Raw genomic sequence first — 12,605 nt, 5'->3', positions numbered from 1 at the left:
TAACAACACCGAGAGGTTCACAGAAGTATATTCAAGGGTTATATTACGCAGGTGATAAGCATATGCCAGTCTATGTGAACCGTGGCTTTGGCATGACCCAACTGCCAATTCGCTTTTTGTGCAGGCCGGAATTGACTGTTTTTGAACTAAAGGGTTAACAACATAAAGAATATACAGCATAAAGGGAGGTTAGCCAGATGGAACGAATTGCGATTGTATCCGATATTCATGGCAACATGACTGCTTGGGAAGCGGTATTAAAAGATATTCGGAGTCGCGGATTGAAGCGAATCTTTTGTCTTGGCGACCTCGTTGGTAAGGGGCCTGATCCGGTACAGGTTGTAGATCTGGTAAGAGAGACATGTGAGCAAGTCATCCGTGGCAACTGGGATGAGTTGGTTGCGGTTAATTCGGACAATGAGAATTTTACTTGGCAAGCGAAGCGGTTGGGTAAGGAGCGATTGGCGTATTTGAAGAGCTTGCCGTTTAGCCATCAATTAGAGCTGAGTGGTCGTACCATCCGACTGGTGCATGCTTCTCCCCAAAGTGTGTATCACCGCGTACAGCCATGGGATGAGATCGAGAAGAGGTTAGCGATGTTCGATCCTCCGGCAGATGAGCCTGAGCTTGGTGCGGCGGATGTCGTAGGGTATGGGGATGTGCATAACGCATACTTGCAATTTATGAATGGGAAAATGTTGTTCAATGCAGGCAGCGTAGGTAACCCGCTTGATTTTACCCAGGCTTCTTACTGTATCCTAGAAGGAGAGAACAGCAACGATCGGAACACTCCATTCAACCTTCAATTTGTAAGGGTACCTTATGATATTGAACAGGAAGTACAGATTGCTCAACAGGCCCAGGTGCCTTCACTTGATTTCTATATTCGAGAGCTTCGTACAGGCGTCTATCGTGGGTTGCAAACGGATTAGTCATATCAGGAATAAATCCCTGTAATGAATTGGCATACTAATGTTCGGACTATTGCTACTGATCGTAGCGTTGTTGAGTATATCGATGTTTCATCGTTTATCCATGTATTCTATTTGCGCCGGATCATCCTCAGAGCATGCTTGTCTTACCGGACTAGAACCCGTTAGGCAAAAGGAGCGATTGTCATGCTGACCCGAAAAATGCTGGGCCAAGGATTGCCTGCTTTATGGACAGAGCGCCTTGTTCTTCGATCATTACGTCAGAGTGATTACAGCACGTTGTCGGAGCTGTTTTCCGACCCGCAGGTGATCCGTTATGTAAACAGGGGGAGTCAGCCTACGCCTATCCGTGCTCGGCGATTATTGAATCAGATTCGCAGCAGCAGTGCCAAGCTGGATTCACTGCATTACGGCATCTGCTGGAAAGGCAGCGAACAGATCATTGGCATCACTTCATTCCAGCATTGGAATGAACAGAATGGTACCGCACAGATCGGATACATCCTGAATAGATCCTGCTGGGGCAAGGGAGTCGCGACTGAGGCAGTTCAGCGTTTGCTGGAATTTGGTTTTGCCGAGCTTAATTTGTCCAAAGTGGAAGCCCGTTGTTACGAGGCAAATGTATCATCCGAACGAGTACTTTGCAAAAGCGGCATGATTTATGAACGAACCCTGCCTTCGTTTGTTTTAAATCATGAGGATGGTGAGACACCGGATACCCTGCTGGATGTTAAAGTGTATAGTCTGTATCGTGAACAGCATATCCGTTCTCATCTGGATCATCGCCTGCAAACATTGGTATCCGACAAGCACAAGTAACATAGAATAGAGCATATTGCATAAATCCTAGAGCGTCTCTCCATCAGCAAATATAGATCGATTTTAATGAAACAGCAGAGGTTTGAAACGAATTTCAATCATTTGTTACACAATTGAAATATAGCTGCAATTGAACTCTAACAGACAGCGGGTAAACTTATCTCATGACCCCCTTTTTGATAAATAGATTATGCTGTTGGGACCCGCTGTTAGCGGGTTCATTTTTTTTTTTTTATATTAGGATACGAACCTAAAACCCCCACAGCGTGCTGATCCACGCTGTGAGGGTTTTATTGTGGTGCTCTATGTTTTAAAACGGTACAATTTGCATTTGTTTCTGCTTGAAATATACCCATTCCGTAAACCCGATCTCTTGCAGACGTGTACGAACGTCATCCAGTTCATCAGCAACACGCTGCGGTTTGTGGGCGTCCGATCCGAAGGTCACCTTCACTCCGTAATGATGCGCACGCTCCAGAATGGCATCGGACGGGTACCAGCCACCACTGAGCTTGGTTTTACCCGATGTATTAATTTCAATAGCCACGTTCGATTCTGCAATGACCTGCAACGTTTCATCAATGGCTTGATCTGCGATAATGTCCGAGAAAGGTGGATAATTTCCTTTCATCGCATCAATATGTCCGAGAATCTGGAACATGCCGCTTCGGGCTGATTGCCGAATCAATGCATAGTAACTCTCTTTCACTTCCACCTTACGCGCATCGCTTAATCCATTCCAGCGGGTTTTGTTGAATATGCTGACATCTTCCGTATGATGAACTGAACCAATAATATAATCAAAAGGATATTGCCCCAGCGTACTGCGATACAATTCGGCATGGATAGGGAAATAATCGGATTCGATGCCAAGCAACACATCAATTTTGCCGGCGTATTCTTCCTTCAGAGCCAGTACTTCTTCCACGTAATGGCGCAATTCAGACTTGCCCATCGCGATGCGGGGGAAAGCCTGCTCTTCGTCGCTGCCAAAGTAAGGTGTATGATCCGAGATACCGATGACCTGAAGTCCAGACTGGATACCTGCCTCGATATAGTCGCGAATATTGCCGTCTGCATGACCACAACGAAAATGATGGGTGTGAAGATCAAATTTCATATGGAAATCCTTCCTTTCTCATGGCTCATTTATCATTCTGAACTGATGAACTGGGTCTCCGGCATGCCTTTGAGATCGCTCAGGAATTGCTGCATGGCCGAATTGACATAACGACTTGATTTGTAAATGACTCCGACAGGGTGACTGACCTCCAGTTCACTGAGTGGAATCATCCGCAGTGTGCCTTGCCGCAACTCATGGGCAACGGATTGTTTGGATATGACGGCTGCCCCGAGATTGATCTCAACCATCCGCTTCACTTCCTCGCTGCTCGACAACTCCATGACGATATTGGGCTCAATATTATGTTTTTTGAAGATGCCTTCCGTAAAGCGACGCCCCACCGTATCGGGGGATAGCAAAATCAGAGGTGTGCTACGCAGGACATCCACCGCAGCATGCTTTTGCTTCGCCAGTGGATGGAATGGGGATACCACAAGTTCGAAAGTATCATAATACAGCACGGACGTATTCAGGTTAGGATTACGCTCCGTGAGATAACCGATACCAATATCGACCATACCATTCTCGACCTGGGTATAGATCTGTGAGGAGGGCAGGGATTGGATACTGGTCTTGATGAGTGGAAATTGATCCTGAAAGTAGGATAAGACCCGTGGCAAAATCTGAATGGCAATGGACGTGGTTGTACCGAGTCTGATATGTCCCTGAGGGGTCTCATCGAGATCCATCAGCTTTTGTTTCAGCTCACCCACGATGTCCAGCATACGTTCAGCATGTTGAAGAAACACCTGTCCACGATCGGTAAGGGTGACTGGCTGGTTACGATCGACAAGAACGGTGCTGAATTCATCCTCCAGGCTCTTGATCTGGGCCGAGACGGCAGGCTGGGTCAGATTTAGAAGTTCTCCGGCTTTGCGGAAACTCATCGTTTTTGAGATGGTAATCAGCGTTTCCAGTTGACTGATATTCATGTATGGCCTCCTTGCACGTAAAATGTCTTCTGTCTATCCATAGGTGGAATCCCGTAACTGGTCATTGTTTGCGTTCCTTAAATTATAGGTGATTCAGGACAGCAGGGCAATGAAGGGGACATCATGGATTTGGGGAGGTCCATAAGAACGAGAAATTAATTTTATTTCAAGAAAATAAAATTTTTAATATTTTAAGAAACAGTAATAAAGTCCTAAACACCTTTTGCCATGCCTCTCCGTGGCAATTGTTCTTGCAACAGATGCGAAAAGCCTTGTTTTTTCGCTAGAATCAGCTATAAACATTTACCCTGCGGATGACGATAAATTATAGTACACATGCCTTACCGAATTCTTGGTGAATTCTTGTACGTGATAAAGTATAATAAATTTATTGAATATGGGACTTTTGGTGTGTGACCAATAACCCAGTGTAAGGGGGACATTAGACAGTGAAAGCGGAAGTGATTAATCCTTTCCTGGAATCCGCACGGAACGTATTCGAACAGCTCATCCAGGTTTCGCCTTCCACCGGGAGTCTTGGCGTGAAAAATGTGGAGTACATTGCAGACCATGTCTGGATCGTGATCGGAATGACTGGGCAATTGAGCGGAAACATTGTGTTTGGAATACAAGAGTCGGTTGCATTGAAAATTGTTTCTGCCATGATGGGCGGTTTTGTCATTACAGAAATGGACGAAATGAGTAAAAGTGCTATTTCGGAACTTGGCAATATGATTAGTGGCAATGCAAGTACCATCCTGTCCAATCAGGGTGTCGTTGTTGATATTACACCTCCACAAGTGATGAATTCTGAATATCTGTCTTCCTTTAGTGCAACGAAGGCATTGAGCATTCCTTTGCTGATGGACGGAATCGGTGAGATGGATATTCAAGTGATGATCTCGTAGAATAGAACCATACGCCTCAACGGGCAATATGTGTTCAATACGGGAGGACATCGGGTATGCTGAAAGATCAGGTTGTTTTTATCACAGGTGCGTCGAGCGGAATTGGTGCGCTCTGTGCGCAGATGCTGATAGAAGAAGGAGCCATCCCGATTCTGGCTGCCCGCTCGCGGGACAAGCTGGAAGAGATTGGTGCCTCGCTGAAAGGGCAACATGAATTACTCACGTTAGATGTAACGAATGATGAGCAAGTTCAGACAGCCGTGGATGCGATGTTGCAGAAATACGGACGAATCGATATTTTGCTGAATAACGCGGGTTACGGAAAATTTGCGGCGATGACGGATATGTCTGTGCAGGAATTCGATGAGATGATGGACGTTAATTATATGGGCATTGTCCGCTGTACCAAGGCAGTGTTGCCGCAGATGCTACAACGAGGTAGAGGACAAATCGTGAACGTAGCTTCCATGGCTGGCAAGATCGGAACTGCAAAATCCGCTTCATACACGGCGACCAAACATGCCGTACTTGGCTTCAGCAATGCCCTGCGCCAGGAGCTGCGCAAGACCGGAGTCACGGTAACGACCATTAATCCCGGACCTATCGATACACCGTTCTTCCAACGGGCAGATCCATCCGGTAACTATGTTAATAATGTACGATGGATGATGCTGAAGCCGGAAGAGGTTGCGGGGCATATGATCCGGGCGATGAAGAAGCGCAAGGAAGAAGTGAATCTGCCCAGACTGGCTTCGGCTGGAGTGTGGCTGTATCAGCTATTTCCGCGTCTCGCTGACAGGCTGTCGCACGGTGTAATGAATCAGAAGTAAGATGCAACAATGGGCATCATATATCGGATGAAAGAAGGGCTCCGCTGAGGGGCTTTTCTTTTTTTTGTGTGCAAAGACATGTTTCATGAATAAGATTTGGTCCACAGGCTTTTTTCGCATATAATGAAAGGTAATGTGATGACAGGCTTCGGTTTTATTAGTACAAGCAGGGCTAGAGCATCGAAATGAATAAATTTAAAGGATGGACATACATGACGACTCAAACATTTGCTTCAATTGGCGTAGAACAGGATCTTGAGGCTGTACTCGCCAGACATGGCATTAACGAACCTTCACCGGTTCAGGCAGAGACGATACCGGTTATTCTGGAAGGTCGCGATGTAGTTTCAAAATCTCAGACGGGAACAGGCAAGACGCTCGCCTATCTGCTGCCACTGCTGCAATCCATCAAAAGTGATGTAAAAGGCACACAGAAGCTCATCATAGCTCCTACGCAAGAGCTGGCGATGCAGATTGTACGCGAGGCTCAGCGGTATGGAGAAGAACGCAAAATTGGCGTTCTGGGACTAATCGGCGGAGCAGCGGTAAAACGTCAGATCGAGAAGTTGCGTGAGCATCCGGAATTGGTTGTGGGAACGCCAGGACGACTGAAAGAATTGATCACGCTGAAAAAGCTGAAAATGCACAACGTCTCCACAATCGTTATTGACGAGGCAGACCAGGTATTCCAGCTCGGCGGGGTAAGCGACGTGGACTTCGTATTGCGCAGTGCCCTGCGCGACCGTCAGCTCATTTTCCTGTCAGCGACGATCGATGAACATACTGCTGGACTCGCGAAGCGGGAGATGAAAGAGCCGGTACAGATCGGAATTGAACCGGACCGGGCAACCGCGGCGGGACTTGAGCATTTTTATTTTGTGGAAGAAAACCGTAACAAAATCGATATGCTGCGACGTCTGGTTAGACAGTATAACCCGGATCGCGCCATCGTATTTGTGAATGCTACCGAGGATATTGGCGAGGTTGAAGCGAAAATGAATCATCTGGGCTTGTCCGCAGCTGCGCTGTATGGCGATGCTGACAAAGTGACCCGCAGCAATGTGCTATCCGCTTTCCGTAATGGCAAACTCCAACTGCTGATTGCGAGCGAGGTTGCAGCCAGAGGACTGGATATTGAAGGTTTGCCGATGGTCATTAACTATGACCCTGCATTTGATTCGGAACACTATGTTCACCGCGCAGGAAGAACAGGTCGCATGGGTCGCAGTGGTATCGTGCTGTCGATCGTGGATGAAACGCAAATTTTCATTATGCGCAAGTTTGCGCGGGAACTTGGAATTGAATTGCCGGAACGTGTATTGTTCGGGGGTAAAGTGCTGGAGGCTGATCCGCGTCCGGACACGCGGCCTGAAGGGCATTCCTTCTCCAGAAAACCAGGGCAGTCCCGGGATCGTAAACCTGGTCAGGCCAGCCGCAATGGTGGCGCCAGAGCTGCTGTATCGAATCAACGCCCGGCGGGCGGCAAGCCAGCTGGCAATGCAGGCAGAACAGAACGGGACCAGGATCGCAAGAACAAGGGCGCTCCCAAATGGAGCAAAGGCAAAGAGCCACACTCTGAAGAATAAAACCTGACGAAAGAGGTGCAGGGATAGATGGATAACGTTCAACCACCCGTATTGAAAATCAACGGGCTAAGCGGAGGATACAGTGCCAAGCGGCCTGTCCTCCACGGCATCGATCTGGAAGTTGGACGCGGTGAGATGGTCGGACTGATCGGATTAAACGGTGCTGGCAAAAGTACTACGATGAAGCATATTTTAGGGTTGATGACCCCTCAGCAGGGGGAAGTGCGGGTCATGGGCAAGAAGCGGGATGAAGATCCACAGGTATATCAATCCGCCATGGCCTTTGTACCGGAATCTCCCGAGCTGTATGACGAAATGACGGTAATGGAGCATCTGGAGTTTACGGCCAGAGCATACGGTGTTTCTGAGGCTGATTTCAAACAGCGTACGGAGAAGCTGCTGGACTTGTTCCGCATGAATGAGAAAAGTACCAGTCTGTCTACCCACCTGTCCAAAGGCATGCGGCAAAAGGTCATGATCATGTGTGCTTTTGTGGCAGGTCCGCCACTCTATATCATTGATGAGCCTTTCCTTGGACTTGACCCACTCGGAATTCGCTCTTTGCTTGATTTTATGCTAGAAATGAAAGCGTCGGGATCTTCCATTCTGCTCAGTTCACACATTCTGTCCACTATTGAAAATTACTGTGACCGTTTCATTGTCCTACATCGAGGACAGGTCATTGCTCAAGGGACACTGAATGAGCTGCGTCTTCAATTCGGGGAATCGAATGCCACGCTGGAGCATATGTTCTATTCCCTTGTACAGGGCAGGGATTAAGCATGGATCTCAAGCAGCTATGGAAGCAAAGACGCACGGGATTCTGGAATGGAATTCTTCCTTATCTGGGTTATGTCATTCAGAGCGGCGTAGCCATGGTTTTCTTATTTCTCGTCATTGCGTTCTCCGCCTGGTATACATCGTTTGTACAGCATATTCCGGCGGGATTCCCGATTCGCTGGATTACGTTGCTGTTGATGGCACCGTTGGTGCTGTTTAGCAGTTATCGTACATATCTGCATCCGGCAGACATCGTATTTTTACGACCGCAGGAATATCGGATGCACGAATATCTGAAAAACAGCTTCGCCCGTGGCATCATCTATAAAACCCTGGGCATGCTCTTCGTATTCATTACGCTGTGGCCTCTCTATGTTCGTGCAGATCAGGATGCAAGGCCATTTGGCTGGTTTATTCTGCTTCTGCTGTTGTGGAAAGGGTTGTCCAGCTATGGGGCCTGGCAAGAACTGCGCATGGTGCAGATTGGTGCCGCTAGAGGATATCGTCTGCTCCGATGGGCACTGGCTGTGCTTGCGATTGCCGCCTGGTTGTGGCAGTCTCCACAGCGCAGCATCTGGTTCCTGCTGCTGCTGGCTGTCGTCTATATCGTTGCCCTGCGTATTCCTCTGAAACATCGGGTTTCATGGGAACGTCTCATCCAGGTGGAGCAGGGCCAGGCTGGACGAGTGATGCGAACGCTGGGCTGGTTTGTGGATGTGCCTTCATCAGGCCAAAAAGTAAGTTCTCGCCGCTGGCTTAGCAAGTGGGGGAGTGGCCTCCCCTGGAATGCAGGGAAAGCCTACCGCTATCTGATTACCAAAACATTTATCCGAACTGAAGTGTTCTCTATCGTTGTACGCCTGGTGGTACTTGGAATGTTGTTGTCCTGGTGGACGGCAGGCAGTTATTTCGGTATAGGTGTCTACCTGTTCTTCCTGCTGCTTGCAGGTGTGCAACTGGGCGCGCTGCGTCGCAGTCATAGTGAATCGTTCTGGATTATGATTTATCCTATCTCGGGAGAGAGTCGTCGTTCCCAGGTGTTGGGATTCATCTCGAATCTACATGCACTGGTTGCCTTGTTAATGTGGCTACCGATGCTCGCTGCGGGAGTGAGTGGACTGGGCATGACCGGAGCAGCATTGGTCCTTGGTGCGCTGGTGATCTACTTGATGCGACGTTCTCAGGGCAATAAGTGGTTGAAGGAAGAAGAGGATGCATGAACGGTCGAGCATCTGCCAGTTAGTGTTCATTGGCGACGCTGACCAGCAATTCTAGCGAAACATAACAAAAGACGGGTATTCCGAGCTGTATCCCGGAATACCCGTCTTTGTGCTAGAGTCAGCTTACCTTGTTCCGACTCATGTTGAGGACGTATGGACTAACAGAGGAACGATTTAGTGATAATGACGAGCAAGATAAACAGAACGAGAATGGCACCTGTATTAGTAAATCCTCCTCCGTAACCGCCGCATCCATAACCGCCTCTTGTTTCTTCAACAACTCCAGACATGGTCATTCCCCTTTCAAGTGGTGTTGGGCACGCCCTTGCGTACATCGTATATTATGTACCGTGGGGTTAGGCTGATTGGGCCGTTGCCCGGTACAGCTTGAAAATCATCGTTTTGGGCATTTGCCTGTCAAGATAGCCATACGTTTTCAAAGCGGAACACAAAATACCCCTTTATATCGAGAGACATTCATCAGGATACAAAGGGGTTCGTATTTGTCAGGAAACGGACGCAAGTTCGTTCCCCTGACTTATTTATTTAGATAAGCATTAGTCCGTATAATCTAGTTCGTCTGTAGATCCAGAACTCCGCGGTAGATCGTATCAAACAGATCTTCCAAGCCGGATTCTTCAATACAGGAGAAAGCAATTCGCAGATCGGCCTCACCCAGCGCAATGGTACCGACGCCGTATTTCTGTAGCAAATGGGTACGAAGTGCCTCAGCACCAACATCTTTCAGCTTCAGACACATGAAGTAACCGGAGTTGAACGGGTAGTAATCCCATACCTCACCGTATTTACCGCTATCAAGAATGGCTTTTACTTTGTTGGCGCGGCCTTTCATGATTTCAAACTTCTCCAGCTTCTGTGCTTCGAACTCAGGTGCTTTCAGGGCATCCAGTACAAAAGTTTGGGAAGGATGCGGACCACTGGAGATGGTTGCACGGATAATACCGAGTGTTTTCTGCTCCAGTGCATGCAGAACGGCAGCATCTTCATGGGCATACGTGATGAATCCAACGCGGAAGCCCCATACGAATTCTTCCTTGGTGGCACCGTCAACTTTGACAGTCAACACACGTGGATGAAGGTTTGCCAGCTTGCCAAACAGGGATTCGTGAATGGAATCTTCAAAGAAGAGACCAAAGTAGGCATCATCAGTTACAGCAACCACGTTTACACCAGCCTCAGCCGCTTGACGAATCGTATCCACGATTGCATCCGCTTCTTCGGCTCCAGGCGTATAACCTGTCGGGTTGTTCGGGAAGTTCAGCAGCACGATGGCTTTACCTTTGTCCTTCTGCGCAAGCAACGCTTCGAGTAGACCTGCACTGTTGAAGTTCAATTGATCATCGAACAGGGGATAATGAACCAACTGGCCGTGACGGCGAATTCCGAAGGTCAGCTCGTAATTTTCCCAGTTTTTATCCGGATATATAACAGCGTCCCCTTCTTCAGCGAACAGGTCGGCTACGATACTCAGTCCATGAGTTAATGCGTTAGTCACAATCGGGTTACCGAATGTTTTGCCTTCGAGGGAAGGTGTTTCCTTCAGCATCTTGTCTCTCCATACGGTCCGCAGTTCAGGCTTCCCTGCAGGCGGAGCGTAAGGGTACAAATCCTTCGGTTGGTATGCGGACAGCTTATCCTGAATAACAGCTAAGTGCATCGGCACACCGCCCTCCAGAGCGATACCAATCGTAGCATTGTAGGTTTTGGCCAGACTTGCTGCTTCAGCAGACTGACTCAAGATACCTTCTTTTGGAAAATAGATTTCTTTGCCGAGCTGCGACAGCATGGAGTAGACGTGACTGCTGCCTGCCTGAATACTTTCGTTCAACTGTTCAGCCAGTGGATTCATTCTTTTCATCCTTCCAAGTCTTTGGGATTCAACTGCCTAACATTATAACACCTTGCCTTGCCCCCGTCACGGAAATTACGCATAATGACAGTTTTATCACTTCACCGCGTTGTTGCAGATGTTTGCGAGTTAGGTTAATGTCACTTCTCCCGTTTGATTTTACTATGGAAAATGAATGTTATTCCTGATGAAAAGGACAGTATTTCCGCATCATTTCGGCAGTTTCCGCATCTCGTCCTTCGTTACGCTGTTCCAGTTCGCCACTAATATGATCAAAGCGTTCGGCCGAGAGGTTCTGTCCAAATTTGAACTTGGCACTGATCCGTTCAGGAACAATGCGGACCACAGCAACGGCTTTGAGATTACCCTTGTAGCGGGGATCAGCTGCATCAATGGGGATATATCCGCCCTGCGGCTGGAGTTTCTCCATGAAGCGTTGCAGAACCTTGCCTTTGATGTCCAGATCCTGAACCGGCTCTGCCTGACCGAATGCCATTACACTTTTGAAAAAAGAGGTTGCCGGACATGCTAACTCGGGATCACTGAAATAAGATGGAATTAAGGAAAATTCTTCTGCCACGGTAAAACTGACCGAGGAATTCTGTTTGATCTGTTTCATTTTCTCTCCGGCAAGACTGCCGTGGAAATAAAAACAACCATCCATATATACGAAGTTGAGCGGTGTCACCCGTGGCTGCCCGTCTGGACTGACCGTCCCCAGAAAACCAAAGGAGCATTGGTCCAGAAAGGTTATCATTTCTTGTTCTTCATCTACATTAAATTCTTTTCTTCTCACTGGTGTTCCCCCCTTGAATGGCATGTGTATTAGATCGTTGTTCCTTAGCCATAACAATAGAACCTGCATTGACATATAAAAAGATCCAATTTACATTCACTTTAATAGACCAATTTTTCTTGAAAAAAGAGGTGCACGATGGAATTATGGCTACCTATTGATTCATACGAGCTTCAACATCGCTACAAATACGAGGCATTGTACCATGCTTTACGTGACGCCATTCATGCAGGGATGCTGGTTGGAGGCACAAGACTGCCTTCCACCCGAGAGTTAGCACGTCAGTATGAAATGTCACGCGGCTCCGTAGCCCAGGTATATGACATGCTGCTCGCTGATGGCTATGTGCGGGCACATCGGGGAAGAGGGACTTTTGTTTCGGACACATTAACGGCACAGGAACATGAGGAACAGGAGGTGATCCTTCCACTTTCTCCATGGGGAGAGCGGGTGAGCATGCTGAATACTCAGAATCAAAAAGAGACACCTCCTGTCCATAACCGGGAGCAACCGCTCATCAATTTCCATGTACAGCGCATGCCTGCAGAGCATTTCCCGCAAACGGAATGGAAAAGTGCGCTGGCCGCCGTTCATCGCAGCGGATCACATGAACGAAGCGGTACTGCTGGAGACCTTGAACTGCGTGAGGCCATTGCGTCACATCTAAGGTGGACACGCGGCATCCAGGCTGATGCATCACAGATCGTGTTGTTTAGTGGTTCCATGCAGGGGATCACCTTGCTGGCACAGCTGCTTATCCCGGAGGGTGCTGCTGTCGTATTGGAGAATCCGGGTTATCAGGGGATTGC

The 12,605-nt window shown here is 48.1% G+C and carries 13 protein-coding genes; 8 read left to right on the top strand and 5 right to left on the bottom strand.

Features of this window, described 5'->3' with window-relative positions; genetic code table 11:
* The first annotated feature begins 197 nt into the window (after positions 1-197).
* Positions 198-932 carry a metallophosphoesterase family protein gene (locus tag AMS66_RS24150; RefSeq protein ID WP_053783215.1) on the top strand — a complete coding sequence of 245 codons (735 nt, stop codon included), beginning with the start codon at positions 198-200 and terminating at the stop codon, positions 930-932.
* Positions 933-1,118: 186 nt separating this feature from the next.
* Positions 1,119-1,751 (top strand): GNAT family N-acetyltransferase, encoded by a 633-nt coding sequence (locus AMS66_RS24145; protein ID WP_053783214.1) that lies wholly within the window; start codon positions 1,119-1,121, stop codon positions 1,749-1,751.
* 310 nt (positions 1,752-2,061) lie between these two features.
* On the opposite strand, the gene AMS66_RS24140 is transcribed toward AMS66_RS24145, so the two are convergent.
* Positions 2,062-2,871, bottom strand: a complete 810-nt coding sequence (locus AMS66_RS24140) for a histidinol-phosphatase (RefSeq protein ID WP_053783213.1) — start codon at positions 2,869-2,871, stop codon at positions 2,062-2,064.
* Positions 2,872-2,903: 32 nt separating this feature from the next.
* Complete coding sequence (locus AMS66_RS24135; protein WP_053783212.1) at positions 2,904-3,806, bottom strand: LysR family transcriptional regulator; 903 nt, start codon at positions 3,804-3,806, stop codon at positions 2,904-2,906.
* 449 nt (positions 3,807-4,255) lie between these two features.
* Here AMS66_RS24135 and AMS66_RS24130 point away from each other — a divergent pair, with 449 nt between their 5' ends.
* The 5 genes from AMS66_RS24130 (at position 4,256) to AMS66_RS24110 (ending at position 9,130) form a co-directional block, all read left to right on the top strand.
* Positions 4,256-4,714, top strand: coding sequence for a chemotaxis protein CheX (locus AMS66_RS24130; protein ID WP_053783211.1), 459 nt, complete (start codon positions 4,256-4,258; stop codon positions 4,712-4,714).
* A gap of 56 nt (positions 4,715-4,770) precedes the next feature.
* The gene (locus tag AMS66_RS24125; RefSeq protein ID WP_053783210.1) at positions 4,771-5,544 is read left to right on the top strand and encodes an SDR family NAD(P)-dependent oxidoreductase; all 774 of its coding nucleotides are present in this window, start codon (positions 4,771-4,773) and stop codon (positions 5,542-5,544) included.
* A gap of 212 nt (positions 5,545-5,756) precedes the next feature.
* The gene (locus AMS66_RS24120) at positions 5,757-7,130 is read left to right on the top strand and encodes a DEAD/DEAH box helicase (RefSeq protein ID WP_053783209.1); all 1,374 of its coding nucleotides are present in this window, start codon (positions 5,757-5,759) and stop codon (positions 7,128-7,130) included.
* 27 nt (positions 7,131-7,157) lie between these two features.
* Positions 7,158-7,910: an ABC transporter ATP-binding protein gene (locus AMS66_RS24115; RefSeq protein WP_053783208.1), complete on the top strand. Its 753-nt coding sequence runs from the start codon at positions 7,158-7,160 to the stop codon at positions 7,908-7,910.
* Between the two features lie 2 nt (positions 7,911-7,912).
* The gene (locus AMS66_RS24110; RefSeq protein ID WP_053783207.1) at positions 7,913-9,130 is read left to right on the top strand and encodes an ABC transporter permease; all 1,218 of its coding nucleotides are present in this window, start codon (positions 7,913-7,915) and stop codon (positions 9,128-9,130) included.
* Positions 9,131-9,288: 158 nt separating this feature from the next.
* Here AMS66_RS24110 and AMS66_RS34130 read toward each other — a convergent pair whose 3' ends face one another.
* The 3 genes from AMS66_RS34130 to AMS66_RS24100 all read right to left on the bottom strand — a co-directional run bounded on the left by AMS66_RS34130 (position 9,289) and on the right by AMS66_RS24100 (position 11,796).
* Positions 9,289-9,420 (bottom strand): YjcZ family sporulation protein, encoded by a 132-nt coding sequence (locus AMS66_RS34130; protein ID WP_236703600.1) that lies wholly within the window; start codon positions 9,418-9,420, stop codon positions 9,289-9,291.
* Between the two features lie 281 nt (positions 9,421-9,701).
* Positions 9,702-11,000 carry an aminotransferase class I/II-fold pyridoxal phosphate-dependent enzyme gene (locus AMS66_RS24105; protein ID WP_053783206.1) on the bottom strand — a complete coding sequence of 433 codons (1,299 nt, stop codon included), beginning with the start codon at positions 10,998-11,000 and terminating at the stop codon, positions 9,702-9,704.
* Positions 11,001-11,178: 178 nt separating this feature from the next.
* Entirely contained in the window at positions 11,179-11,796 is a 618-nt protein-coding gene (locus tag AMS66_RS24100; RefSeq protein ID WP_053783205.1) for a pyridoxamine 5'-phosphate oxidase family protein, read from the bottom strand.
* A 138-nt stretch (positions 11,797-11,934) separates the two neighbouring features.
* On the opposite strand from AMS66_RS24100, the gene AMS66_RS24095 reads away from it, so the two are divergent.
* Positions 11,935-12,605: aminotransferase class I/II-fold pyridoxal phosphate-dependent enzyme (locus AMS66_RS24095; RefSeq protein ID WP_144424604.1), on the top strand; the 671-nt coding region annotated here is incomplete at its 3' end.

It is taken from the genome of Paenibacillus xylanivorans, from assembly GCF_001280595.1.
Taxonomy (GTDB): domain Bacteria; phylum Bacillota; class Bacilli; order Paenibacillales; family Paenibacillaceae; genus Paenibacillus; species Paenibacillus xylanivorans.
This window is presented reverse-complemented; position numbering and strand designations above follow the sequence as displayed.